Origin of the sequence: Cardinium endosymbiont of Oedothorax gibbosus, assembly GCF_936981045.1 — a bacterium.
Classification (GTDB): Bacteria; Bacteroidota; Bacteroidia; order Cytophagales; family Amoebophilaceae; genus Cardinium.
In genome coordinates this window covers 727,192-752,835 of the sequence record NZ_OW441264.1, presented here as the reverse complement: position 1 = coordinate 752,835, position 25,644 = coordinate 727,192, and the positions used below count along the sequence as shown (strand labels likewise).

Genomic DNA, 25,644 nt, shown 5'->3' with positions numbered 1-25,644 from the left:
TAGGCTTTATTTAGGAACATTTAAAGAAGGTATGGGCACTTCTACCATCTGCGTTTGGGTATAATCCACCCCTTCTATTTTGAAACCAAACAATTTGTAAAATTCATGACGATATCCTACAAAGTCAGTGAGGGTAGCTACATTTTTATCATCTACCTTCGACCAAAGCTCCGAAACAGCTTGTTGTACATCTTCTCGGATCTCCCAATCATCTATACGAATCAGGCCTTGTGCATCTACTGGCACCTTACCATCTTGCCTATACAAGCGATCTGCATACAACCTGTACATTTGTTCTATACATCCCTCGTGTAGCTTTTTTGCTTTCATTATCTTGTAAAGCAATGAAATATAAAGAGGTACTACCGGTATGGCTGCACTTGCTTGTGTAACCAATGCTTTATTCACAGAAATAAAAGCGCTCCCATTAATAGGGAAAAGCCGTTGTTGTAGTATTTTACTTGCTGCTACTAAATCCTTTTTCGCTTCCCCAATGGTTCCTTTGGAATAGATTGGATCGGTTAGCTTAGGTCCAAGATAAGTGTACGCTATGGTTTGTGCAGCCTTAGCTAGTAGACTTTCCTTTAAAAAAGCCTCTATCCACATGATCCAGTCTTCACCTCCCATAACCGCAACCGTATCTACTACCTCTTTAGGTATTGCAGGCTCAATGCAAACATTCAAGAGATGACCACTTATTATATCAATGGTTTTGTTGCTATAAGGTGCTCCAATAGGTTTTAAAGCAGATGTAAAAGATATACCCGTTCGAGGATGGGTGCGACGCGGGGATGCTAGGCTATAGATCACCAAATCTACTGCACCACCCCAATCTTGTTTTATTAATGCAATGGCTTCTTGCTTTATGGCATCTGAAAAGGCATCGCCATTAATACTTTTAGCATAAAGTCCCGCTTGATGCGCAGCTTGCTCAAAAGCAGCTGCATGGTACCAACCAGCAGAAGCTGTGCGTTTATCGTTAGCTGCTCGCTCAAAAAAGATACCTATGGTCTGGGCTCTGGCACCAAAAGCAGCCACTATTCTGCTGGCTAAGCCATAACCCGTAGATGCACCTATGACCAGCACTTTTTTAGGCCCAGATGCAATTGGAGCATGGTTGGTTACATACTTGATTTGTTCGTGTACATTTTGGGCGCAGCCTGCCGGATGGGCGGTGGTGCATATACATCCACGTACCTTTGGTTCTATTAGCCTATTCATTTTAAGGAATGATTGATTGATTGATTTGAGCGGGTAGATGCTATTGGATTTTCTGAGTGATTCGTAGCACGTTCAACTGTTTCAAGTTCAGAAGATGGACCAGCTGCAGCAACAGAAAGGTAATCTTGCCCTTGGTCATGTATGGCTTTATGCTCCTTACCCATTTTACACTTTCCATCAAAACAAGCCCCTTCTTCAAAAATCAGTTTGTTGGCAATAATATCGCCCCATACGGTTGCAGTTGATTTAAGCACAAGCAATTCTATAACTTCTATGGTTCCTTTGACCTCTCCACCAATTTCAGCATTTTGTGCTACAATATTGCCTTCTATTTGAGCAGTATGGCTTAAAACTACTTTTGCTTTTGTCTTGATGCCGCCCGTTATCTTGCCTTCTATACGCAAATTGCCTGTAGTGTTTATATTGCCTTCTAAGTGAGAGCCCTGGCCTATGATGTTGCTAATGGCCACAGGATTTGTACTTTTTATTTTGTTATTGAACATTGTTTTGGGAATTAATATAGTCTTCCGGATTTAGTGCAAAGCCTTCTCTCCAAAGCTCAAAGTGCAGATGTGGCCCCGTAGAAATTTCTCCAGAGTTGCCCATAAGGGCTACTACATCACCTGCTCTAACCAAGTTACCAACTTTTTTAAATAAAATGGCACAATGTTTACAGATTGAAACCATGTTATCATAGTGTTGAATCACAATAACCCATCCTGTATCAACGGACCAATCAGCAAAAATGACGATTCCGGTTGATATCGCTTTAATAGGATCTTTTTCTTTTGCTACAATATCAATTCCATAATGGTTGCCTTCCCTATGGAATGGTTTTGTAATCATTCCATTAATAGGGGGAAACAATAAAGGTGGCCTATTTTCAATAGGCCTTTTCGAGCCGGTTGCTGTTGCTACAGATGGCTCTGCTTTTGAGGCGGTTTCTATTGGTGGCTCCAGAATAGTAGAAGGGGCTGTAGGACGAAGTGGGTGTTTAGATTTTCCTTGAATGATTTTTTGAAGGGTGGCAATAAACTTTGTTTGGGAGGTAATTTGCTGCTCCAACGCTTCTACTGTAGTAGCCAAGGAAAGTATTTTTTTTTGATTTTCTGTTTCTATATAGATGGGGCTCATCCATTTGGCTAAAACGGTTTTAGCCAGCCATAGGCTGAGGCCAAAACTTATGCACAACCAAGATAAAAATACTGTAATAAGGGTTGCATAACTAAAGGGAGGCGTTATATGCTCCGCAAAATTTTCAATATTCCGAATAACCAACTGATACCTACATTCGAAATAATCCAGAAATCTTCTATGGGTACGCAATGATCAATTTATTTTAGTATTTATTGATGCGGTTTTAAAAACCATCTCTACTACTTAGGACTGCAGCTGTTTTAAATATTGTCCATATTGTGGGCGGCATTGGATTCGAACCAACGACCTTTCCGATGTCAACGGAATGCTCTAAACCACCTGAGCTAACCGCCCCAAGGGCTTTTACAAGCCTACGCTTAAGTGCTTTAATGTTACGCCTTAACACCTACTTTAACAATTGGTTCAACCTTCTGAAAACACGAAACAAGAAAAAACACTGTTTGGAAAAAGTTGCGGCCAGAAAATAGACCTTACAGCTGCAGGGAAAAACCATTTAATGGGGGCCGCAGGGCGGCTTCTGATTTTCCTCTCCCGTGCGCACGGGGGGACTCGAACCCCCATGCCCGAAAGCACCACCCCCTCAAGATAGCGTGTATACCTACTTTCACCACATGCGCAAAAATTCTAGCTGCTTTAATGCTTGATATTTCAAGCGAAATAAAGCTACCTAATTTAATATATATTAGGGTATTTGCCAAATGTTGAATGGATAATTTGTAAGGCTGAATGCCTCTATTGTCAAGCAGTTTCAGATTTTCTGTAGGATACAGTAAAGTGCTGACACAGATAGATACCACTATGATTTTAATATCGAGCATAAATCAGTTATATTGCTACTACTTGTAACAGCATGATTTTAACATCCTATAGCAGCCGCTGCACAATGGTTAATTTCAATGTACTAAAATATGAAAAAATATATTCCCAATTGTTTATCTGTTTTAAACCTAATCAGTGGTGCTATAGGCACCCTATTGGCCCTAAACGGGCATCTGGTATATGCTGCTTATAGCATTTTTATAGGTGCTTGTTTTGATTTCTTGGATGGCTTTGCTGCAAAACTGCTGCGCGCGCAGTCTGCCTTTGGCAAGCAATTAGATGCATTGGCAGATCTTATTACTTTTGGGATGTTGCCTACAGCCATTCTTTATATGTTGATCAAAACCTACGAAAGCTGTCCTTATCGCCCTTATACAGCTTTGTTCATAGTTGTCTTTTCTGCGTTTAGGTTGGCTAGGTTTAATGTGGACCCTAAACAAGTAGATCAATTTGTAGGATTGCCCACACCAGCTAGTGCTACGATAGTAGCGACATTGCCTATTATTTTAAAGCGCGCCCTTTATCCGAACTTGGTCAATGGGTTAACGCAGCCCTTGGTTTTGCCTTTATTAACCATGCTGCTTGCTTATCTATTGGTTGCCAATATTCCATTTGTAGCTTTAAAATTTCAAGGGTTTTCCTTTCAAGCCAATAGGTCTCGTTATTGTTTAATAGCGCTATGGACACTATTAGCAGTTGCTATGCATGTTGAAGGATTTTTTTTTAGTGTTTGGTTGTATATATTGTATGCCTTATGTAAGGCTAAGATAGGATAAAAAAGATGTGTATAATAGGGTTACATAAGCATGAAAAAGAAAATTTTAACGGGTGATAGACCAACTGGGAGGCTCCATTTAGGCCATTATATTGGGTCCTTGCAAAACAGAATCAAGTTACAAAGTACGTATGATCAGTACATTTTAGTGGCAGATCTACAAGCCTTAACGGATCATTTTGATAATCCAGCAAAAATTACCCAAAATATTGTTGAACTTACTAAAGATTATTTAAGTATTGGGATTGATCCTAACCAAACAACGATTGTAGTACAGTCTCAAATATCAGAAATCGCAGAGCTAACGGTTTATTATCTCAACCTTGTTACCTTGCGTCAATTGCACCGAAACCCTACTATAAAGTATGAAATCCAGCAAAAAGGGTACAATAAAGCTATTCCGGCAGGTTTTTTCTGTTATCCGGTCAGTCAAGCGGCAGACATTACCCTATTTCAAGCAGAGTTGGTACCGGTTGGGGACGACCAATTGCCCATGATTGAACAAACCAATGCAATTGTTAGGCGTTTTAATAAGATTTATCATACCAACGTTTTAAAAGAATGTAAGGCGGTTTTAAGTAAAACATCTAGATTAGTGGGTATAGATGGTAAATCCAAGTCAAGCAAATCACTGGACAATGCCATTGCACTCTCCGACCCACCAGAAGTGATCAAACAAAAAGTTTTTCAAATGTATACAGATCCTAACCATGCTAAAGCTAGTAACCCTGGCCGTGTAGAAGGGAATGTTGTATTTACCTATTTGGATGCCTTTCATAGTGATGAAGAATCTGTTGCCGATTTAAAAGCCGACTATAGACGCGGTGGGTTAGGTGATGTAGTGATTAAAAATATCTTAAATGATAGTTTACAACTTTTATTAGCACCAATCAGAGAAAAAAGGAATAACTTGGATGCTAAAATAGTAAAAGAAATACTCCATCAAGGTACCGCAAAAGCAGCTCAATTGGCTAAAGTAACGATAGCAATGGTGCGAGAAGCGATAGGTATTCAATCTTTTTAAGGCGTAAACTAAATGAAACAGCTGAAGGGTTTAAAGCAGTTTATCCTTTTGGTTTTTTTATAAGAGACGAAGCCAAACAACTTAAGGTAGGTGTAAATGGCGATATCATCTATGGTGTGATTTATGTTGATCAACTTTGGGTGGATGCTGATTATCGCAACCGGGGCTTAGGGAGTCAACTTATGGAGCGGGTTCATAAACTTGGCCACAAGGAACGCTGTTCTATGGCAACCGTTTGTACCATGAGTTTTCTAGGTGTTCAAAAATTTTATGAACGCCTAGGCTATAAAGTTGACTTTGTCAGGTCGGGTTATGCAAATGGTGCAAGCTGTATATTTTTAAGTAAAAAGTTATAATATTTGAATATTATATCCTTAGCATGCTATTATTCAGGTATCTGTTCAGATGAGCGGTAAAAAATGAATTTTTATATCCTACTTTTTGATTAATCAAAAAGTAGGCAAAAAATCAAGCGCTGATGCAAAAATTTTCTAAAAGTGCGGCCTTAAAGTTGGAAAATCAGCATCTACCCTGCATACCCAACCAACCTGATTTTCTGATCATCTTTGTAAACACATTTCTAGTCGCAACTTTTTACAAGGCACGTTTTTCTATTTTTTCACAACATTGCCACGAGGCTGAACGACGGGTACATTGTTCAACCAATGGTATCACCCTTAAGTTGACACCATTGGTTAAAGAGATACAAATCTATGTGTAGCAAATAAAAATTAGTATTAAACCCTGTAACTATTTTTTGGATTGTTGCATCGTAGTTTTTCTATTCCGCCAAAGCCCACGTTACGCACCACAAATAAATCCCCTGGATCACATTGCAATATTAAAGCTGGATCTACTCTAGCATCACAACAGGCAATCACCATAATTTTAGGCTGTTGTCCATTACGATGCAAATTATACATAATAGATGCATCCGCATTAACGTATTTATTTCTAAATTCCTTGTAGCCTTGTAATATTTTTTTAAAATCATGTTCCATAGACTTACTTAAATTTAAACAAGATTAAAATAACATCATCCAATTTAAAGTAGAGCTTTAAATTGGATGATAAAACTGAAAATTCAAGGCCTAAATGAAATGTTCCTATAAACTTTCTGTACAGGTTTTGAGAACGTTCATATAAATATGTCATTTTAAAAATTTTCTTCAAACGTGAGTTCGGGATTTATTTGACTGATTTACAACAATTTAATATCAATTATTTAGTTAATATTTGCACCTATTTAACAAGTTTTTATATCTAATTTTATAAATATAATATATATAATAAACTGATTACCAGAATTATTTGTTATTCAACTACCTATTTAACTGTCTATAAAACAAATTTTATAAATTTTCATTGATATTGATTATCAAATGAAAAAATAATCTAATCCCGAACTCAGGTTTCAAAATTTATCCTAAGTACCTATCTAAAGGTGCCTACTACTGGCTTTAGGTATAGCTCTATCCTTCTGATATAGTTTTAGTGGGTGGATTTTCTTTTGATTTTTTGTGACTACTTGGATAAATTTGTAGCACGATAGGGTACATCCTTCTAAATTTCTAGGCAAAGTAAAAAATTAAGCATCCTTTGGAAACAGAAGATGTATCAAATGATAGCAACTAAGTATAATCATGGTATCGTCAACTATAGCTCAAATGCAACCTCCTTTATCGCCTACTGACGCAACAGATCTTTCTTCCTTTTATGAGCAATGGTATGAAATGATGTTGCTAATACGTAAATTCGAAGACAAAGCAGCCCAGCTCTATGGGCAGCAAAAAATTAGAGGATTTTGCCACCTTTACACAGGGCAAGAAGCTTGTATAGCTGGCGCTGTGACGGCACTGTGCCAGGGAGATAAATATATTACGGCTTACCGTGACCATGCCCATCCAATTGCATTGGGAACTAGTCCAAATCATGTAATGGCGGAACTTTATGGTAAAGCTACTGGTGTCTCTAAAGGACATGGTGGTTCCATGCATATGTTCGATAAAGCTTGTCATTTTTTAGGTGGTCATGGCATTGTTGGCGGGCATGTTCCTTTAGGGGTGGGTATTGCCTTTTCGGAGCAATATAAAAAAACAGGCAACCTTTGTATTACCTTTATGGGAGACGGCGCAGTGCGCCAGGGTGCGGTCCACGAATCCTTCAATTTAGCCATGCTCTATAGGTTACCCATTATTTTCGTCATTGAAAATAATGGATATGCTATGGGTACTTCAGTAGAACGAAGTTCTAATGTCACGGAACTCTATCGATTGGGTAGCAGTTATGCTATGGAAGCAGAGCGCTTAGATGGATTATGTGTAGAAGCAGTACACCGTGCTGTTCAGCGAGCAGCCTTAAAGGCTAGAAAGGGTATACCTAGTTTGTTGGAATTTGTAACCTACCGCTATAAGGGCCACTCCATGTCTGATCCTGCTACCTATCGCACGAAAGAAGAGGTAGAGGCCTATAAGAGGCAAGATCCTATTCTTAAGTTTAAAGCGTTGATTCTAAAAAATAAAGTTATGGATGAAGCAGCATTGAAAACGATTGAGCGCAAAGTCAAAGATCAAATTGCGCAAGCCGTTGCTTTTGCAGAGGCATCTTCCTTTCCAGATCGAGCAACTGTTTACCATTATGTTTACAAACAGACTGATTATCCATTTCTACAGCATTAAACTTTATGAAAACAATAGACATCAACAGTATTCCTAGAAGCCTTTCAAAAGACCATAAAGAAGTAAAAGAAACAATAGGCATTCTAAATTGTGACAAACGAAAATTGTATATCATTGGCTTGTGTGTAACCTTTTTTGCAGCGGCTTCTTTCTTTTGGTTTTTTTATCTAAGGGAAGCCAAAAATTTAAACGCACAGGATGATGTTTTTCAAGCGATCTATCATTTTGAAGCCGGTGATTTTGATAAGGCACTAAACGGGGATGGCTTCCACAAAGGCTTTTTAGAAGTCATCAAACAATACCCTTATACTAAAACCGCCAATTTAGCTTGTTTTTATGTAGGGGTTTCCTACATGCACCAAAAGGAATATGATCAAGCGCGCTCTTTTTTAAGTAGATTTAAAGCTAGAGATTGTATCTTACAAGCCCGTGCTTGGTGTGTGATGGGTGATGCCTATAGTGAACAAAAAAACTATAAGCAAGCGGCTATCTATTACATGAAGGCTGCTCGTTATAAAGCAAACAGTGTATATACCCCTGGCTATTTGGTTAAAGCAGCTATCGTTTTTGAAGCAGATGCGCAATATAAAAATGCCTATGGTTGCTATCAAGAGATAGTAGAAAAATATCCTACCTCTGGGTATGGCAGTGGTTTGGCTATTAAAGAAGCCAGTCGTTTGTCTGTACTTTTCTAGTTGGATCAACTTCTTTCTATTGCGCTTATGCAGAAACGTTGGGTCATTCAATCTTTTAAGGAGCCTGATCAGGTAGCAGGATTAGAAAAGGTACTGGGTACTCCTTCTGCTATTTCTGCCATTTTGTTACATAGGGAAATAGAAACTTTTGAAGCTGCTAGGTGTTTTTTTCGCCCCTCTTTAGCGCAGTTGTATGATCCATTCTTAATGCAAGACATGGAACAAGCGGTAACCCGTTTGCACCAAGCGCTAAGCAAAAAAGAAAAAATATTAATTTATGGTGACTATGATGTAGATGGTACCACAGCTGTGGCCATGGTCTATGGTTTTCTTCAATTATTACCTGGTACAGCGGTAAGTTATTATGTGCCAGACCGCATGGTGGAGGGCTATGGCGTTTCCATGCAAGCCATAGAAAAAGCACATCAAGAGGGTATTAAACTGATCATTACCCTAGACTGTGGCATAAAGGCTTATGCATCCATTGCTCGAGCGGTTGAACGGGGCATAGATGTGATTGTTTGTGACCACCATGAAGCAGGAGACACCTTACCACTAGCTTATGCCATTTTAGATCCAAAACAGTCAGGTTGTCCTTACCCCTTTAAAGAATTATCAGGCTGTGGTATAGGCTTTAAACTATTACAAGCTTTTTGTAAACAATACGGATGCAACCCTGACATCCTTTATACTTATTTAGACCTTGTAGCGGTTAGTATAGCTTGTGATATTGTTCCATTGGTAGGTGAAAACAGGATTTTAGCTTACTTTGGCATCAAACAGTTGGAAACGAATCCTCGTCCAGGGCTACAAGCATTAATAGAATTGGGGATTTTTGCCACTACGATTACCATTTCCGATATTGTTTTTAAAATAGGCCCACGGATTAATGCTGCTGGACGCATGAGCCATGCCGCTTTGGCTGTTCAGTTACTTATAGAACAGGATGCAGTAAAAGCCTATCACTTAGCGCAGTCTATTGACCAGCAGAACCTCTTACGCCAATCGCTTGACTATACCATTACACAAGAAGCCTTGGCTATGATAGAAAATAGGCCCTATCAAAGCAAGAGCAATGTGCTTTTTAATCCAGATTGGCATAAAGGTATTATTGGCATTGTAGCGTCCCGTTGCATTGAACAGTGTTACAGGCCTACTGTGATTTTAACACTGTCTGATGGTCAGGCTACTGGCTCTGCACGTTCCATACCTGGCTATAATATCTATGAAGCCATCTCCGCCTGTAGTGGGCTTTTACACCAATATGGTGGCCACGCGTTTGCTGCAGGTCTTACTATGCCACTAACACATATGACTAAATTTCAGAAAAAATTTGAGGAAGTGGTATCACAAACCATAACAGATGATTTGCTAATGCCTCAACAAACCATTCATGCCCTTATTCCCTTTCAGGCCATTACGCAAAAATTTGTTAATATATTGATGCAAATGGCTCCTTTTGGTCCAGGAAATGCTACGCCAGTATTTGCTAGTGAAAAAGTTTATGCCCGCAAATTTCACGCGATAAAAGGAAAGCATCTTAAGATGGAGCTTTACCAAATAGATTGTGCACAGTCCTATGAAGCGATAGGGTTTGGACTGGGTCCCTATCTACCACTAGTTTCCACTGGGAAACCATTTTCTATAGCCTATACCATAGGGTATAATTATTACTTAGGTAATAAATCTTTACAGCTTATGGTAAAGGATATTAAAGAAGCAGCATATATCAATCCCTACATACCCTAATCCCTTCTAAAATTATTCCTTTTTGCAGCAGCTTCTCTTCTTCATCTTGAATAGCTACATTGGTAATAACGTGAGTTCGGGATTTATTTGACTGATTTACAAAAATTTAATATCAATTATTTAGTTAATATTTGCACCTATTTAACAAGTTTTTATATCTAATTTTATAAATATAATATATATAATAAAATGATTACCAGAATTATTTGTTATTCAACTACCTATTTAACTGTCTATAAAACAAATTTTATAAATTTTCATTGATATTGATTATTAAATGAAAAAATAATCTAATCCCGAACTCAGGTTAATAAGATCATTTAAGCTGGGCGCACCTGCGTTGGCCCAAGCAGTGAACCAAAAATTGCCTACTTCTCTAATGGATTGTTGCAAACGTGCTTCAACCTGCCCTTGTAGACCTTGGTGGTAAGCAGTAGAAAATGCAATAGAGTACTGTTTTTTTAATAACCTGAATTCGGGATTATACGTATTGAAAGTCAGCCATATATATTCTAGTTATAGAAGTTTTTTTCTCTTTTAGTCCATAAGCTGTAATTCCAGCTATCAAATTGACCAAAAAATTAGGTATACTTCTATGGCTGGCATGTTCTATTTGGCTAATATTTTTGAGCTGATCTATAATGGTTTCAATTATAGATTGTTTTCTAAGCATCAGTTTATCCCAGAGTGGCATAAAAGCATTTTTCATATTTTTTCTGATCTGGGTAATGAGTTCCACGCCTTTTTCCATCAGTTTTTCAAACAAATCTTTGCTTATGTAACCTTTATCGGCAAACATTTTACCCATCAAGCGTTTACATAAATCTTCTACAGGAAGCCTATCATTAGTTTTACCTGTAGTGAGTTGAAAGTTCATAACCTCTCCTAAATCGTTGACTATCAAATGTAATTTGATGCCAAAAAACCAACCAGTACTGGTTTTACCTTTAGTAGCAATTGATGCCAAAACCTTGTTAGAATGGGTTCTTTTGATGTTACAAACTTTGACAGCCGTAGCATCCATAAAGTAACAGCCTGTTTGGGTTTTAGAAAGACTTTTGGTAAAAAAGTAAAAGGTAATCAAGGTTCTTTGAACCAGTTCGATGAACCTATTATAGCTTACTAATGTTTTAAATTCATTAGAATGAAACTGCTGTAAATGAAGATAATAAGCCTTAAAATTTCTAAAACCAATCACGTGAAAGGCAATAATTATAGTCATTATTTCACTTAAAGTTAATGAACAGGTTCTAGTGGGTTTTCTTGCTGAAGTGGGTAAGAGCTGTTTTTACGTATAGGGCATAAATTTTTTTAAAAACTCATCAACAGCATAATATATTTCTACTAATTTTGCTACATTCATAACTGGCTCCTTTGTTAATTTTACTACAAACTTGATCTCCAAATTTAAAACACAAAGGGGCTTTTTTAACACAATTTATAAACATTTAATCCCGAACTGACGTAATTAATATTTGCACCTATTTAACAAGTTTTTATATCTAATTTTATAAATATAATATATATAATAAACTGATTATCAGAATTATTTGTTATTCAACTACCTATTTAACTGTCTATAAAACAAATTTTATAAATTTTTATTAATATTGATTATCAAACGAAAAAATAATATAATCCCGAACTCAGGTTAAAGGAAAGGTTTCGGCTTTATTACCAACATAACCGTAGCTAACGTGGGATTCTATCGATAAAATGTTAGGCATTTATGTGCAAATTTTATTTAGTATCCGTTTTATCTTCTTTATCTTTTATAAGATTGATAGCTTGCAGGCTGTGTAAAAATTTTTTACGCCACAGTGTCTGTTTCATTTAATTTATAAACGCTAATGCATAAAAGTTGCACAGCTTGGCTATACGCTGCTTGCTGGCTTAACTTTTAGCCCGGGTGAGACGTTCTAGTTTTATTAAAATTTATAACGCTTTGCAAGTTAGCTATTTTAAAGAAAAATAGGCTAACCTCAAACAGACCTTGAAAGCATTTGGACTAAATCGGATCTATATCTAATACTGTTTTGATTTTTCTATATAGTCCTTTACCCAATGCATAGTTGCAGGCACTCCTTAAGGTTTCTTTTGTGTTTTGCAATGTGTCTAAATTTTTACTCGGTATTTTTAAAAATATATCCAATAAAAAGTGGTTCCTAACCTTACCAACTAATGGTTGTTGAGGGCCTAGTACCATGCCCTCAAACTTTTTTTCTAATATTTTTTTTAATGCAATGGTGCCTAATTGCAAGGTAGAGGCATCAACACAACTTAAGCTTAGTTTAATAAGTCTAACATAAGGAGGATATAGAAACCGCTTTCTTTCTGCTAACTCAGCTCTGTACATGCCTTCGTAGTCACCATTAGATAAGTAGTGAAATAAGGGATGATGGGGCTGCCTGGTTTGAATAAATACACTACCTTGTTGGTTGCGTCTACCTGCTCTTCCTGCCAACTGTGTAATCAATTGAAAACATTTTTCATTGGATCTAAAATCAGGAAAGTAGAGTAATCCATCTATATCTAGTATGCCTATAAGGCGTATGTTGGCCAAATCCAATCCTTTGGCCATCATCTGTGTGCCCACTAAAATATCTATCGATCCAGAAGCAACCTCTTTTAAAATAGATTGGTAACTATTTTTCCCTCTTGTGCTATCCAAATCCATGCGCCCAACTTTTTGTTCCGGAAAGATAAGTTGTAAGCTCTCTTCTAGTTTTTCTGTACCAAAGCCTATGTTGTGTATCTGCTGAGATCCACAATGGTGGCACGATCCAAAAGGAGGTGTAGCATAGTCACAATAATGGCAGCGTAGCTGATTTGCCTCTTGGTGGTAGGTAAGGCTTACCGCGCAAGTAAGGCAACGGGGAATCCATCCACAAGCGGCACATAAAAAATAGCGTGCATACCCTCTTCTGTTTTGAAAAATCATTGCTTGACCACCTTCTATACTATTTTTTTGAAGCTGAGATAGTAATGTAAGCGAGAAAATTTCTCGCATAGCTTTACGCTTTTTTTCTATGTTCAGGTCAATAAAAAATAATTTGGGAGGGCTTGCTGTGCCAAACCTATGGCCTAATGTTACCAGGCCATACTTCCCAGATTGGGTATTATAATAGCTTTCTATTGAAGGTGTACCCGAACCCAGTAAAACGTTTGCGTGATGCTGTTGGGCCAATAGGATGCTACTATCTCGTGCATGGTAAGTAGGCATCGCATCGCTCTGTTTATAGGCAGGATCGTGTTCTTCATCTACAATAATGAGTTGTAAGGCCTTAAAAGGTAGGAAGAGTGCAGAGCGTGTCCCTACCACCATTAATGTGGTTTGGTGTAACAGGCGAGACCATGTATTTAAACGCTCTTTATCAGACTGTTTAGAGTGATGTACCACCAGCCAGTTTCCTAAGAAAGGTCTAATACGCTCTACTATATGCGTTACTAAACCTATTTCTGGTACTAAAAGCAAGACTTGTTTTTGTTGGCGCAATGCTGATGTAATCAGATGCATATACAACTCTGTTTTGCCACTTCCTATAGCACCATGTAGGAGTACCACTGCTTTTTCAGCAAACTGTTTTTGAATGTTTATCAGTGCTTTATTTTGAAATGCGGTTAAAGTAGCTAATGGTGCTAAAGGTGCAGTAAAAATTGGTGAAGACAAATGGTCCAGACTAGTCTTTATTAAAATTCCTTTCTTAAATAAAGCATGAAAGGCTGATTTGGAATAAGCTAAAAGCGTTTTTTTAGAAGCATATAGAGTCGATTTTTCTTTTTTAGGTAAAAAATAAGCTAAAAGGGCTTGTTGTTTGGGGGATCGTGGTGCTACCTTGGCGATGGTAAGTGCGTCTAGATGGAGGGTAGGAGAGAGGGTAAAGTAGAGGTTGTCGTCATCTGTCGGATCGATTGTAGCCGTGGCAACTATCTGCACCAAGCGTTGGGATAATAAAGATATAAGTGCTTTGTTGGCTTCTTGTGGCGCCATTAATTGGACAATAGATCTATAAGATAAAGGTTGGTATTGTAACGCAGTGATAATAGCTTGCTCGATTGTGGAGGTTTGATTTGGGGAAATGGTTCTATTGATTTGAAAGACTATTTGGTTAGGAGCGTTGAGGACTTTAGGCCATGCAAGCGATAAGGTTTCACCAAGGCTAGATACGTAATAAGCGCCTATCCATTCTAGAAATGCCAATTGCTGAGGTGTAAATAAGGGTGTTTCGTAGATTACGCCTAATAGATCCTTAGTAGGGTAAGTGGGTGCGTTACTATGATATCTCATAACAATACCCAGCAAAAGTTTTCCTCTACGCAGCGATACGAGTACACTACTGCCTATATCTACCATACTTTGGTATATGGAAGGAATATGGTAGGTTAAAGGTTTAATGGGAAGTGGCAGTATAACATCTGCAAATTTTTTCAAGTGTAATGCAATTTTTTAGAATGGTTAGGTTTTTAAAATAAAAAATAGGAAGTGTTCGTTCAACCATAGGCGTCAAGTTAAGGAATGTTAGTAATAACATTAAGGATAGTATGGGCAATAATTTTAATTACGGTATAAAATAGATTCTGTCGCGTTTATTCTAAAAAATCATTATTTTAACGTGAGTTCGGGATTAGATTATTTTTTCATTTGATAATCAATATTAATAAAAATTTATAAAATTTGTTTTATAGACAGTTAAATAGGTAGTTTAATAACAAATAATTCTGATAATCAGTTTATTATATATATTATATTTATAAAATTAGATATAAAAACTTGTTAAATAGGTGCAAATATTAACTAAATAATTGATATTAAATTATTGCAAATCAGTCAAATAAATCCCGAACTCACGTTTTTAGTATCTGTAGTTAAAAAAGTAGTTATTATGTTTAATATTTCGCCCAAATTATTACTTTACTTTAAAGGCTATTGTTCTTCAGCAGAAGTCATCCTGTTATTTGTCTAGATGAAGTATCGTTTTTCCTTGAGCTATAGACCTAAGTTCGGGATTAGCTTGTTAAAAAATAGCTTTAAAAAGCTCCTTTGTGTTTTAAATTTGGAGATAAAAAAATACTAACCAGATTATCCAAAGGAGCCAGTTATGAATGTAGAAAAGTTAGTTGAAATATATTATGCTGTTAATGAATTTCTCATAAAATTTATGCCGTATATAGAAAAACAACTGTTAACCAACTCTAAAAGAAAACCCACTAGAACTTGTTCATTAACTTTGAGTGAAATAATGACTGTTCTTATTACCTTTCATGTGATTGGTTTTAGAAATTTTAAATCTTATTATATTCATTTACAGTAATTTCATTCTAGTGAATTTGGAAAGTTAGTAAGCTAGAATAGATTTATAGAACTGATCCAAAGAACGTTAGTTCCCTTGTACTGTTTTACACAAAGTTTTTCTAAAACAAAAACAGGTTGTTATTTTATGGATGCAACAGCCATCAAGGTTTGCCATATCAAAAGAGCCTATACGCACAGGGTTTTTAAATCGATTGCTACTAAAGGTAAAACCAGCACCGGTTGGTTTTTTGGATTAAAGTTGCACTTGATAGTCAATGATTTAGGAGAAATTATGAATTTTCAACTGACCACAGGTAAAACTAATGATAGGCTTCCTGTAGAAAATTTGTGTAAACACTTCATGGGTAAAATGTTTGCCGATAAAGGTTACATAACCTCAGTTCGGGATTAGACGTATTGTGAACCAGTCATATATATATTAGTTATAGAAGGTTTTTTCTCTTTTAGTGCATAAGTTGTAATTCCAGCTATCAAATTGACTAGAAAATTAGGTATGCTTCTATGCCTAGAATGTTCTATATGGCTAATATTTTTGAGCTGATCTATAATAGTTTCAATTATAGATCGTTTTCTAAGCATCAGTTTATCCTAGAGTGGCATAAAAGCATTTTTCATATTTTTTCTGATTTGGGTAATGAGTTCCACGCCTTTCTCGATCAGTTTTTCAAATAAATCTTTGCTTATGTAACCTTTATTGGCAAACATTTTACCCATGAAGTGTTTACATAAATTTTCTACAGGAAGCCTATCATTAGTTTTACCTGTGGTCAGTTGAAAATTCATAATTTCTCCTAAATCATTGACTATCAAGTGCAACTTTAATCCAAAAAACCAACCGATGCTGGTTTTACCTTTAGTAGCAATCGATTTAAAAACCCTGTGCGTATAGGCTCTTTTGATATGGCAAACCTTGATGGCTGTTGCATCCATAAAATAACAACCTGTTTTTGTTTTAGAAAGACTTTGTGTAAAACAGTACAAGGGAACTAACGTTCTTTGGATCAGTTCTATAAATCTATTGTAGCTCACTAACTTTCCAAATTTACTAGAATGAAATTGCTGTAAATGAATATAATAAGACTTAAAATTTCTAAAACCAATCACATGAAAGGCAATAAGAACAGTCATTATTTCACTCAAAGTTAATGAACAAGTTTTAGTGGGTTTTCTTTTAGAGTTGGTTAACAGTTGTTTTTCCATATACGGCATAAACTTTATGAGAAATTCATCAACAGCATAATATATTTCAACTAATTTTTCTACATTCATAACCGGCTCCTTTAGATAATCTGGTTAGTATTTTTTTATCTCCAAATTTAAAACACAAAGGAGCTTTTTAAAGCTATTTTTTAACAAGCTAATCCCGAACTTAGGTTACATAAGCAAAGATTTATTTGAAAAACTGATCGAGAAAGGCGTGGAACTCATTACCCAAATCAGAAAAAATATGAAAAATGCTTTTATGCCACTCTAGGATAAACTGATGCTTAGAAAACGATCTATAATTGAAACTATTATAGATCAGCTCAAAAATATTAGCCATATAGAACATTCTAGGCATAGAAGCATACCTAATTTTCTAGTCAATTTGATAGCTGGAATTACAGCTTATGCACTAAAAGAGAAAAAACCTTCTATAACTAATATATATATGACTGGTTCACAATACGTCTAATCCCGAACTGAGGTTTTAGAGATTTGGAAGAGATGATGCGTATGAGAGGCGCAGGAGTTGATCATTCTACGCTACAGAGATGGGTTATTAAGTTTGTTCCTCTTATAGATGAAGCAGTAAGCAAAAGAAAACGACCAGTTGGTGGTAGTTGGAGAATGGATGAAACCTATGTTAAACTAAACGGGAAATAGATCTATTTATATAGAGCAGTAGATCGTTATGGTGATATAGTTGACTTTTTTCTATCTGAGCATAGAGACAAGTCTGCAGCTTTTTCTTTTTTTCGTAAGGCGATCACAGAAAATAATATTCCTAAGAAAGTAGTAATTGACAAAAGCGGTAGTAATAAAGCTGCCTTTGATGCGATCAATACAGAACTTGATCAAGATCATACCATTCAAATATTTCAAAACAAATACTTGAATAATAGAGTTGAACAAGATCATAGGTTTATCAAAAAACGGCTAAAACCTATGCTTAGTTTTAAGTGTTTTAAGGCTGCAGCCATTACCATTGCAGGGATAGAAAACATTCGTATGATTCAAAAAGGACAAGTAAGAGGAGCTAAAAATCATCTTTCTATTTTTGAGAATTTTGTTATGCTAATGGCCGAATAATACCCAATATATATCCAAAACTTCACTTAAAAGAAAAGACGTTACTAACGAAAATATAGAAGCGACAGAACCAAAGTTGAGCAACTGTTTACAAGAGTTGGTTTTTTATTTTTTTCGTAGCATGGCCATACCGGTGAATAGATACTTTTTTATAAAAAATGTAAAAGGGCCATCACACAATAGTAAGATACAATAGAAATCCATATTTTGGCCATATGGAATTTTCCAATCATTTTTATAGATGCGGCCCATACCGTTCCATCTATATGACGCACCTGCATGGTGTAATAGATTGGTTGGTATGCACCAAGGCTACTACAGAAGCATGCTAATTTTGAAACTAATATACCCATGACACAACCCATATTTTCTATTATTTTAATAGCCATTTTCCTAATCGCCACTGCTTACAAAGGCTTCTCTATGGCCAACCATCAGCCTGGTCCATTGCCTCAGGCTATTTTTCATGAAGGGATAGTGCTTTTTGATCAACATCAATATGCAGCTGCCCAAAAGTACTTTGAGGCCTATTTAAACCGTCACGGAAAAAGGTATCAGCAAGAAGAGGCTGCCTACTATGCTGTTTTATCTGCTTTAGAAAATAAAGATCCGCATATAGAAACCCTTTTACAATATTTTATAGTAAGGTACCCTACCAGTGCATATGTAGAAACCGTGCGTTATCATTTGGCAAAGTGCTTTGCTCAAACAGGTTTATTTTATAAAAGTCTCTCTTTATATCGAAATATCAAAGCAGCTTGTTTGACACCTACGGATCGCGCAGCCCTTCCATATGTTGCAGGGACTACTTATTTGCAACTAAAAGATTGGGAAAATGCAAAAAAATGCTTTGCAGCCATTAACCATACAAACCATCCTTATTATTACGCTGCACAATTACAGATGGGGTATATAGCTTTTGAGCAAGGCGACTATAATGGTGCGCTTATAGCACTTCAAAAAGCAAGTAAAAAATATAAACTAGAAACCAAAAGGTTAACCTTAAAAGTATACCATAAAGCGGGTAAGTTTGAATCATTGCTTGACTATGTACAACGCTGTCCCGCGTCATCTTTTACCAAACAAGATCACCTACTCATTGCCGGTGCCTATTTTTTTCTCAAGCAATATCAAACTGCCATTATCCACTATCAGATGGCCTTAGATGATGCGGTAGACAGCATGACCCAGGCTAAGCTGGGCCATGCGTTATATAAAACGGAACAGTATGCTAAAGCAGTTGTTTGCTTTCAGAAACTGTTGCATAAGAATGATCATGCCAGTCAAATTGCTGCTTACTATAGTGGCCTTATTTATGAAAAAGATGGTGCTGTTTCAGCAGCAATAGCTGCCTTTTCCCAAGCTGCACGGCTAAAGTTTGATCCAGAGATAAGCGATTTAGCCGCTATCAAGCTTGCAGGCCTACACTATCAACAATGCGCCATTCCAGAAGTTATAGAAGCGATGACTGCTTTTATTGAAACCCACCAGGAAAGCAAACACCTTTCCACTGCACAAGCTTTACTGGCACAGTGTTACTATAAAACAAAAGCTTATCAACTGGCTATAGACTATATAGCAGGACTCTCTTATAAAACTGAACGACTCTTAAAGTTATACCAAAAAGTACTTTTTTACCAGGGGTTGGAAGCCTACAATAAGGCTGCGTTAGATGCCGCTATAAAATATTTAAAGCAATCTCTGCTTTTCCCTTTTAAACCATCTTTAGTGTTACAGGCTCAGTTTTGGTTAGGAGAAGTATTTTCTGCGCTTGGAAAATATGAAAAAGCATTAAAGTTTTATACGAAATACATGCAACAAGGCAGTTTAAATACGCTCTATTACGAGAAAAACCTATATGGACTAGCCTATGGTTATTTTAACACAGGCCATTACACCACTGCAGCCAAAACCTTTGAACAGTATATAGCGATTACCCAAAAACAGCCTGCTGCTACCCACTACGATGCAATCCTTCGGCTAGCTGACTGTTATTATGTAAAGAAAAATTATAAGGAAGCACTTAGGCTATATGCGTCTGTGTATACCTACCATCCTGCCCATGTTCGTTACCAAGAAACACTGATTTATCAGACATTAGAAGACACCCTTCGTGCGGAACTTTGCCTGCAAGAAATACTCACACACCACACAGAAACCAAATATTATGAAAAAGCATGCTATCATAAGGCTTGTACCCTATTCAATGCAGGCCATTATGAAGCAGCCATTCAATCATTTAGCTATCTTATTGAAAGGGAGCCAACTAGTGATCTACAGCCAGATTTATTGATGAAACGGGCCCTTGCTTATGAAAATCTTCAAAAGTATGAAGCTGCTACTGCGGACTATACGACCATTTTAGATCAACATCCTACCCATCTCCATGCAGAAAATACTTTGATGGCTCTATCGAACCTATTTGCTGGAACCCCTGAAAAAATAGATGTTTACTTAGAAAAGTATGCCCACATTGCTGAAAAAATGGCCAGCCATTCCGATAAGCGTGCCATTGATACGGCTAGGCAGCTCTTTTATAATCAGGCCTATCATAAAGCATTGCACCAACTTACTGCTTTTGATAAAAAGTATCCAAATAGTCAGCTGCTTTCAGAAGCGTATTTTTTAATGGCAGAAAGCTATTACAGGCTACAAAAGCACAAACAGGCGATAAGTTATTATAAAAAGGTAGTGGCTGACCGCCAAGCCACTTTCCATAAAAAAGCATGGTTAAGAATGGCTGATCTGGCTTACCAAAAGAAGCGTTTTCAAGAAGCCGTCACCCATTACCAAAAGCTACAGAAGATGCATCTGACAGATAAAGAATATCATCATACCTTAAGTGGGCTTATAAAAGCTAGTTTTGTCCTAAAACAATATCAAATTGCAACACCAGCTTGTTTACAATTATTGAATAGTCCTAAGGAAGCACCCATTGAAACCCTTCAACAAACTTCTCTTTATCTAGGCAAGATAGCCATGCAACGATCAGAATACAAACGTGCTAGAAGCCATTTTTTAAAGGCCAGTAGACCGTCACATACCGTTACTGCAGCAGAAGCACAATATCTATGGGCCCATACAGAATTTCAACTAAAAGCTTATAAAGCTTCCTTAAACATCTTATTTGACCTTGTAGAAAAATTTCCACACAATAACCATTATATAGATGGCGCCTTTTTACTTATGGCAGATAATTATATAATGCTAGGCAACCTTACACAGGCTAAAGCTACTTTGGACTCTATGATTAGTAAATCGAAAAATAAAAATAACATTGAACTGGCTAAGCAGAAAAGAGCCAAAGTAGTCTCTAAAATAAAAACAAAGAGCTCTGTCCACTTAAGTGTGTAAATTATTTTTTGGTTTTATTCAATTCTGTTTTCAAATTTAATTAAAAAATGTGCCATAGTCTCGCTCCAGTTATGAATAGAGGTGGTCCATTTTTTAGTCATGTAGTTAATAGTTAGATATAATGTTTTAAAAACAGCTAGATCGTTAGGGAACACTTTTTTATTTTTGGTAACTCTACGAAATTGGCTATTTACAGATTCCAAACATTTGTTGTGTAAATGACCTTACGTATGGCATTAGGGTACTGTAAAAATACCATCAGATTATCCCAGTTAGCATACTAAGATTGGGCTATTTGTGGGTATTGTTGATTCCACTTAGTAGCAAAAGCTTCTAAGGCCATCAATGCTTCTTGCTCGGTAACTGCTGTATAAATTGGTTTTAAATCAGCAACTAATACCTTTCTATGTTTATAAGAAACATACTGCAAACTACCCCTAATTGCATGAACAATACAGAGCTGATGTTCCGTTTTTGGGTATACAGCAGCAATGGCCTCAGACATGCCTGACAAATTATCTGTACATGCAATGAGCATATCGTTCATACCCCGATTTTTGAGTTCTGTTAAATTGCCTAACCAAAATTTAGCCCCTTCATTTTCACTCATCCAAAGCCCTAAAACATCCTTTATGCCAGATCTATCTATACCTAAAGCGACATAGACTGCCTTGTTGATGATGCGCTTATCTTGTCTAACTTTAACTACAAAGCAATCAAAAAAAACAATAGAATAGACTGATTCTAAGGGACGATTTTGCCATATCTTAACATCTTCAATAACAGAGTCTGTGATGTTACTTATCAGGCTTTCACTTACTTCTGCGCCATATAATTCCTGTATTTGAATCTGAATATCTGACAGACTCATACCTTTAGCATGTAAAGATAAGATCTTATCATCCAAACTAGGAATTCTTGTTTGACGATTAGGCAATAAAATAGGTTCAAAAGTCGATGCTCTATCTCTGGGTACTTCAACCGATATAACGCCATTATCAGTAATAACTTGCTTACTGGATAATCCATTACGTACATTCTCTGAATCACTACGTGCATACTTATTATAACCTAAATGGTCATCCATTTCTGACTGTAATGCTTTTTCTACAAGACGCTTACTTAATTGTTTGAGTAAGCCGTCTTGATCAAAAAGTCTGGAAAGGTCTACACCTGATTCTATCAGTACATCTATGGCCTTGCTTATCCCATCTTTAACTGTCTCTTTTCTTTTCATTGTTTTAAGTGTTATGATTTAGGTAAAGATAAATCCTAAAAAATATTTACACACTTAAAACAAAAGACCATTCCCTTCTCATCCCACCGTACGTTCAGTTTTCCCGAATACGGCGGTCCGATAGTCTTCTTCATAAACCTTGCACAACTCTCTCAGGATACTTAATCATTCCACTACTAATGTACAACATCCCCATTGTATAGAGTTTGCTATTGGGATAGCTTTTCCACCCACACCCACGGCCTTTTCTTCTATAGGTTAAGTATCTGCGAAATCGGTTATTAATAAAGTCCTGCAATCTAACAAAAGCTTCACTGGCATTCGTATGTTTAAAATAGTTAACCCATCCTAACACTACTGGTTTTATTTGCTCGATGAATGTTTGAGGTTTGATTGGTGCTTTTCTACAAGTCAGGTATTTTAGTCTGTTACGGATGCTTTGTTGGGATTGTTTCGTTGGAAATACATAAATGCTATTTCTGCCACTTGTTGGACTCTTTCTTTTTACAAAGTAAAATCCTACTATCAGCCTTCCTGTAGCCACTAGATAGTCGGCAAATGTGCTTAAACGGCTTAACGAGGCTAATTTAGGTTCACTTTTGTTGCAGCCCGCTATTTTGCAGATGCATTTAAAGGTAACTTAAACCTGTGAATCACCCCACAAATCCAACCTCCTGCTACACTCCCGAAATAGACAAATTAGAGTCAGGGGACTTACACCCCATTTGTTGCACACCTGTGCCGGTGTGCAATGGCTGCAGACTTAAAACACTTAAAACTAAGCATAGGTTTTAGCCGTTTTTTGATAAACCTATGATCTTGTTCAACTCTATTATTCAAGTATTTGTTTTGAAATATTTGAATGGTATGATCTTGATCAAATTCTGTATTGATCGCATCAAAGGCAGCTTTATTACTACCGCTTTTGTCAATTACTACTTTCTTAGGAATATTATTTTCTGTGATCGCCTTACGAAAAAAAGAAAAAGCTGCAGACTTGTCTCTATGCTCAGATAGAAAAAAGTCAACTGTATCACCATAACGATCTACTGCTCTATATAAATAGATCCACTTCCCGTTTAGTTTAACATAGGTTTCATCCATTCTCCAACTACCACCAACTGGTCGTTTTCTTTTGCTTACTGCTTCATCTATAAGAGGAACAAACTTAATAACCCATCTTTGTAGTGTAGAATGATCAACTCTTGCGCCTCTCATACGCATCATATCTTCCAAATCTCTATAGCTCAAGGAAAAACGACACTTCATCTAGACAAATAACAGGATGACTTCTGCTGAAGAACAATAGCCTTTAAAATAAGGTAATAATTTGAGCGAAATATTAAACATAATAACTACTTTTTTAACTGCAGATACTAAAATAATGATTTTTTAGAATAAACGCGACAGAACCCTGCTGAAAGACCTAGTGATCATCTTTTTGCAAAAAAATTATTGAACAACAATAAGGTAGTAATTTTTTTTGCCTTTTTGAACCAATAGGTAACGATCATGTAACAAAGTAAAATCGGGTTTTTGATAAGGATCGGTTATCAATATCTTATTTACCTTGATACCAGATGAGGCGATCAGGCGTCTTGCTTCTGCCTTAGAAGGCATAATAAGATTTTGCGTAGCCACGGATAATAAAGAGACCATAGAGTGTACTGCACTTAAAGCAGTTCTTGCGACATGCACCTTAGGTATAGTACCACAGACACTTAATAGATCATCTTCACTGAGTGCATAGAGCGCATCTACTGAATCGGCATGGCCAAAAAGAATATTGCTGCAGACCACGGCTTGCCTACAAGCCTCCTCTGAATGCACCATAGTGGTTACAATCTTAGCCAATGTTTGCTGCAACAGCCGCATTTCGGGTTTGGCTTGGTGGGCCACAATAAGGGCTTCTATCTCCTCTTGCGTACAAAAAGAAAATATTTTAATCCATTTCTCTACTTCATGGTCTCCACCATTCAACAAAAACTGATATAACTCATAAGGAGATGTTTGCGCTGGATCTAGCCATATATTGCTTCCAGAGGCTGTTTTTCCAAACTTGGTTCCATCCGAACGGGTCAATAAAGGGGCAGTAATCGCAAAGGCTTGATATTGCGCTTTTTTACGAATAAGCTCTACCCCTGTAGTTACATTGCCCCATTGATCAGCGCCACCCATTTGCAGGGTTACATTTTTATGTAGATAGAGATAATAGAAATCATATCCTTGTATGAGTTGATAGGCAAATTCGGCATAAGAGATACCAGTTTCTATGCGTTGTTTTACACTATCCTTAGTGATCATATACCCAATAGGTATATGTTTGCCTATATCACGTAAAAATCTTAGGAAAGAGAAATCTTTCAACCAATCAAAATTATTCAATAAAACAGCCTTGTTGGGACCAGTAGAGAAATCTAAAAACTTTTCTAATTGCTTGGCAATACAGGCCTCATTGTAACGCAACACTTCCTCTGTTAAAAACAGGCGTTCTTGGCTACGCCCAGAGGGATCTCCAATCATGCCAGTAGCACCACCTACTAGTGCAATGGGCTTATGACCCGCCTCTTGGAAGTGCTTTAATAACATTATAGGAACCAAATTGCCAAGGTGTAAAGAGGGGGCAGAAGGCTCAAAACCAACGTATCCGGTAGCCATGCCTTTGCTTAGATGTTTCGCTGTACCTGGAACCATATCATGGACCATACCACGCCAACGCAAATTGGCAATAAAACTTTTCATAAAACTCAACAATAATAATACCTCAAGATAGATAATATTATAAAGAATGACAATAAAGGAATGGGTTCTGTCGCGTCTACATTTTCGTTAGTAACGTCTTTTCTTTTAAGTGAAGTTTTGGATATATATTGTTTATTATTCGGCCATTAGCATAACAAAATTCTCAAAAGTAGAAAGATGATTTTTAGCTCCGATTACTTGTCCTTTTTGAATCATAGGAATGTTTTCTATCCCTGCAATGGTCTAGAGTAAAGAAATGGTTGGACCACTTAAAATTAAGCATATCTATTGCTTCGGCTCTGTCCACTTAAGTGTGTAAATTATTTTTTGGTTTTATTCAATTCTGTTTTCAAATTTAATTAAAAAATGTGCCATAGTCTCGCTCCAGTTATGAATAGAGGTGGTCCATTTTTTAGTCATGTAGTTAATAGTTAGATATAATGTTTTAAAAACAGCTAGATCGTTAGGGAACACTTTTTTATTTTTGGTAACTCTACGAAATTGGCTATTTACAGATTCCAAACATTTGTTGTGTAAATGACCTTACGTATGGCATTAGGGTACTGTAAAAATACCATCAGATTAT

General features: G+C 36.7%; 19 protein-coding genes, 2 tRNA genes and 8 pseudogenes. 12 read left to right on the top strand and 17 right to left on the bottom strand.

Annotated features, from left to right (window positions below; all coding sequences use genetic code 11):
* Nucleotides 1–6 precede the first annotated feature (6 nt).
* From fabV to NBW36_RS03485, 5 genes are all read right to left on the bottom strand, one after another.
* On the bottom strand, nucleotides 7–1,221 hold the full coding sequence (fabV, locus tag NBW36_RS03505) for an enoyl-ACP reductase FabV (protein WP_250237820.1): 1,215 nt from the start codon (nucleotides 1,219–1,221) through the stop codon (nucleotides 7–9).
* The gene (locus NBW36_RS03500) at nucleotides 1,218–1,691 is read right to left on the bottom strand and encodes a bactofilin family protein (protein ID WP_250237819.1); all 474 of its coding nucleotides are present in this window, start codon (nucleotides 1,689–1,691) and stop codon (nucleotides 1,218–1,220) included. Before NBW36_RS03500 ends, fabV begins: the two co-directional genes overlap by 4 nt.
* A 22-nt stretch (nucleotides 1,692–1,713) precedes the next feature.
* A complete protein-coding gene (locus tag NBW36_RS03495; protein ID WP_250237818.1) occupies nucleotides 1,714–2,499 on the bottom strand; it encodes a M23 family metallopeptidase in 786 nt (261 codons plus the stop codon).
* 138 nt (nucleotides 2,500–2,637) lie between these two features.
* Nucleotides 2,638–2,712 (bottom strand) — tRNA-Val (locus NBW36_RS03490).
* Nucleotides 2,713–2,913: 201 nt separating this feature from the next.
* Nucleotides 2,914–2,996, bottom strand: a tRNA-Leu gene (locus NBW36_RS03485).
* Nucleotides 2,997–3,287: 291 nt separating this feature from the next.
* On the opposite strand from NBW36_RS03485, the gene pssA reads away from it, so the two are divergent.
* The 4 genes from pssA to NBW36_RS03470 all read left to right on the top strand — a co-directional run bounded on the left by pssA (nucleotide 3,288) and on the right by NBW36_RS03470 (nucleotide 5,718).
* Nucleotides 3,288–3,974 (top strand): CDP-diacylglycerol--serine O-phosphatidyltransferase, encoded by a 687-nt coding sequence (pssA, locus tag NBW36_RS03480; RefSeq protein ID WP_250237816.1) that lies wholly within the window; start codon nucleotides 3,288–3,290, stop codon nucleotides 3,972–3,974.
* Nucleotides 3,975–4,004: 30 nt separating this feature from the next.
* Nucleotides 4,005–4,997, top strand: coding sequence for a tryptophan--tRNA ligase (gene trpS, locus NBW36_RS03475; RefSeq protein WP_250237814.1), 993 nt, complete (start codon nucleotides 4,005–4,007; stop codon nucleotides 4,995–4,997).
* Nucleotides 4,988–5,353, top strand: a complete 366-nt coding sequence (locus NBW36_RS05660; protein WP_369127324.1) for a GNAT family N-acetyltransferase — start codon at nucleotides 4,988–4,990, stop codon at nucleotides 5,351–5,353. Before trpS ends, NBW36_RS05660 begins: the two co-directional genes overlap by 10 nt.
* A gap of 122 nt (nucleotides 5,354–5,475) precedes the next feature.
* A complete protein-coding gene (locus tag NBW36_RS03470) occupies nucleotides 5,476–5,718 on the top strand; it encodes a hypothetical protein (protein WP_250237812.1) in 243 nt (80 codons plus the stop codon).
* A gap of 16 nt (nucleotides 5,719–5,734) precedes the next feature.
* On the opposite strand, the gene NBW36_RS03465 is transcribed toward NBW36_RS03470, so the two are convergent.
* Nucleotides 5,735–5,998 (bottom strand): carbonic anhydrase, encoded by a 264-nt coding sequence (locus NBW36_RS03465; protein WP_250237810.1) that lies wholly within the window; start codon nucleotides 5,996–5,998, stop codon nucleotides 5,735–5,737.
* Between the two features lie 666 nt (nucleotides 5,999–6,664).
* Between NBW36_RS03465 and pdhA the strand changes: the two genes are divergently transcribed.
* Genes pdhA through recJ form a run of 3 tightly spaced genes read left to right on the top strand, consistent with a single transcriptional unit; the run spans nucleotide 6,665 to nucleotide 10,119 of the window.
* The gene (gene pdhA / locus NBW36_RS03460) at nucleotides 6,665–7,675 is read left to right on the top strand and encodes a pyruvate dehydrogenase (acetyl-transferring) E1 component subunit alpha (protein WP_250239104.1); all 1,011 of its coding nucleotides are present in this window, start codon (nucleotides 6,665–6,667) and stop codon (nucleotides 7,673–7,675) included.
* A 5-nt stretch (nucleotides 7,676–7,680) separates the two neighbouring features.
* On the top strand, nucleotides 7,681–8,370 hold the full coding sequence (locus NBW36_RS03455) for a tetratricopeptide repeat protein (protein WP_250237808.1): 690 nt from the start codon (nucleotides 7,681–7,683) through the stop codon (nucleotides 8,368–8,370).
* A gap of 27 nt (nucleotides 8,371–8,397) precedes the next feature.
* Nucleotides 8,398–10,119: a single-stranded-DNA-specific exonuclease RecJ gene (gene recJ, locus NBW36_RS03450; RefSeq protein WP_250237806.1), complete on the top strand. Its 1,722-nt coding sequence runs from the start codon at nucleotides 8,398–8,400 to the stop codon at nucleotides 10,117–10,119.
* A 481-nt stretch (nucleotides 10,120–10,600) separates the two neighbouring features.
* Here the strand turns inward: recJ and NBW36_RS03445 are convergent.
* Nucleotides 10,601–11,482 (bottom strand): annotated as a pseudogene (locus NBW36_RS03445) (IS982 family transposase).
* Between the two features lie 645 nt (nucleotides 11,483–12,127).
* Nucleotides 12,128–14,551, bottom strand: a complete 2,424-nt coding sequence (gene priA / locus NBW36_RS03440) for a replication restart helicase PriA (protein WP_250237804.1) — start codon at nucleotides 14,549–14,551, stop codon at nucleotides 12,128–12,130.
* A gap of 451 nt (nucleotides 14,552–15,002) precedes the next feature.
* Here priA and NBW36_RS03435 point away from each other — a divergent pair.
* Nucleotides 15,003–15,080 (top strand): annotated as a pseudogene (locus NBW36_RS03435) (IS6 family transposase); the annotation flags it as partial.
* Between the two features lie 138 nt (nucleotides 15,081–15,218).
* Nucleotides 15,219–15,809, top strand: a pseudogene (locus NBW36_RS03430) (IS982 family transposase); the annotation flags it as partial.
* An 11-nt stretch (nucleotides 15,810–15,820) separates the two neighbouring features.
* Here the strand turns inward: NBW36_RS03430 and NBW36_RS03425 are convergent.
* Nucleotides 15,821–16,702: pseudogene (locus NBW36_RS03425) on the bottom strand (IS982 family transposase).
* Nucleotides 16,703–16,805: 103 nt separating this feature from the next.
* Here NBW36_RS03425 and NBW36_RS03420 point away from each other — a divergent pair.
* Nucleotides 16,806–17,108: pseudogene (locus NBW36_RS03420) on the top strand (transposase); the annotation flags it as partial.
* A 14-nt stretch (nucleotides 17,109–17,122) separates the two neighbouring features.
* Nucleotides 17,123–17,725, top strand: a pseudogene (locus NBW36_RS03415) (IS6 family transposase); the annotation flags it as partial.
* 149 nt (nucleotides 17,726–17,874) lie between these two features.
* On the opposite strand, the gene NBW36_RS03410 reads toward NBW36_RS03415, so the two are convergent.
* Complete coding sequence (locus NBW36_RS03410; RefSeq protein WP_250237802.1) at nucleotides 17,875–18,078, bottom strand: hypothetical protein; 204 nt, start codon at nucleotides 18,076–18,078, stop codon at nucleotides 17,875–17,877.
* Here NBW36_RS03410 and NBW36_RS03405 point away from each other — a divergent pair.
* Entirely contained in the window at nucleotides 18,077–21,079 is a 3,003-nt protein-coding gene (locus NBW36_RS03405; protein WP_250237800.1) for a tetratricopeptide repeat protein, read from the top strand. The genes NBW36_RS03410 and NBW36_RS03405 overlap by 2 nt on opposite strands.
* 14 nt (nucleotides 21,080–21,093) lie before the next feature.
* Here NBW36_RS03405 and NBW36_RS05720 read toward each other — a convergent pair whose 3' ends face one another.
* From NBW36_RS05720 to NBW36_RS05715, 7 genes and pseudogenes are all read right to left on the bottom strand, one after another.
* Nucleotides 21,094–21,234 carry a hypothetical protein gene (locus NBW36_RS05720; RefSeq protein WP_250237722.1) on the bottom strand — a complete coding sequence of 47 codons (141 nt, stop codon included), beginning with the start codon at nucleotides 21,232–21,234 and terminating at the stop codon, nucleotides 21,094–21,096.
* A gap of 125 nt (nucleotides 21,235–21,359) precedes the next feature.
* Nucleotides 21,360–22,316, bottom strand: a complete 957-nt coding sequence (locus NBW36_RS03400; protein ID WP_439099461.1) for an IS256 family transposase — start codon at nucleotides 22,314–22,316, stop codon at nucleotides 21,360–21,362.
* A 130-nt stretch (nucleotides 22,317–22,446) separates the two neighbouring features.
* Nucleotides 22,447–22,860, bottom strand: a complete 414-nt coding sequence (locus NBW36_RS03395; RefSeq protein WP_250237797.1) for a group II intron maturase-specific domain-containing protein — start codon at nucleotides 22,858–22,860, stop codon at nucleotides 22,447–22,449.
* A gap of 206 nt (nucleotides 22,861–23,066) precedes the next feature.
* Nucleotides 23,067–23,666: pseudogene (locus tag NBW36_RS03390) on the bottom strand (IS6 family transposase); the annotation flags it as partial.
* A 102-nt stretch (nucleotides 23,667–23,768) separates the two neighbouring features.
* The gene (gene tyrS, locus NBW36_RS03385; RefSeq protein WP_250237795.1) at nucleotides 23,769–25,058 is read right to left on the bottom strand and encodes a tyrosine--tRNA ligase; all 1,290 of its coding nucleotides are present in this window, start codon (nucleotides 25,056–25,058) and stop codon (nucleotides 23,769–23,771) included.
* A 135-nt stretch (nucleotides 25,059–25,193) separates the two neighbouring features.
* Nucleotides 25,194–25,301: pseudogene (locus NBW36_RS03380) on the bottom strand (IS6 family transposase); the annotation flags it as partial.
* Between the two features lie 90 nt (nucleotides 25,302–25,391).
* Entirely contained in the window at nucleotides 25,392–25,532 is a 141-nt protein-coding gene (locus NBW36_RS05715; RefSeq protein ID WP_250237722.1) for a hypothetical protein, read from the bottom strand.
* Between the last annotated feature and the right edge of the window lie 112 nt (nucleotides 25,533–25,644).

What these genes read in the sequence shown, in the direction of transcription:
- NBW36_RS03470 (WP_250237812.1), top strand. Translation starts at nt 5,476, where the DNA reads ATGCAAAAATTTTCTAAAAGTGCGGCCTTAAAGTTGGAAAATCAGCAT.
- NBW36_RS03455 (WP_250237808.1), top strand. Translation starts at nt 7,681, where the DNA reads ATGAAAACAATAGACATCAACAGTATTCCTAGAAGCCTTTCAAAAGAC.
- NBW36_RS03465 (WP_250237810.1), bottom strand. Translation starts at nt 5,998, where the DNA reads ATGGAACATGATTTTAAAAAAATATTACAAGGCTACAAGGAATTTAGA.
- recJ (WP_250237806.1), top strand. Translation starts at nt 8,398, where the DNA reads ATGCAGAAACGTTGGGTCATTCAATCTTTTAAGGAGCCTGATCAGGTA.
- pssA (WP_250237816.1), top strand. Translation starts at nt 3,288, where the DNA reads ATGAAAAAATATATTCCCAATTGTTTATCTGTTTTAAACCTAATCAGT.
- NBW36_RS03410 (WP_250237802.1), bottom strand. Translation starts at nt 18,078, where the DNA reads ATGGGTATATTAGTTTCAAAATTAGCATGCTTCTGTAGTAGCCTTGGT.
- NBW36_RS03405 (WP_250237800.1), top strand. Translation starts at nt 18,077, where the DNA reads ATGACACAACCCATATTTTCTATTATTTTAATAGCCATTTTCCTAATC.
- tyrS (WP_250237795.1), bottom strand. Translation starts at nt 25,058, where the DNA reads ATGAAAAGTTTTATTGCCAATTTGCGTTGGCGTGGTATGGTCCATGAT.
- NBW36_RS03400 (WP_439099461.1), bottom strand. Translation starts at nt 22,316, where the DNA reads ATGAAAAGAAAAGAGACAGTTAAAGATGGGATAAGCAAGGCCATAGAT.
- pdhA (WP_250239104.1), top strand. Translation starts at nt 6,665, where the DNA reads ATGCAACCTCCTTTATCGCCTACTGACGCAACAGATCTTTCTTCCTTT.
- trpS (WP_250237814.1), top strand. Translation starts at nt 4,005, where the DNA reads ATGAAAAAGAAAATTTTAACGGGTGATAGACCAACTGGGAGGCTCCAT.
- fabV (WP_250237820.1), bottom strand. Translation starts at nt 1,221, where the DNA reads ATGAATAGGCTAATAGAACCAAAGGTACGTGGATGTATATGCACCACC.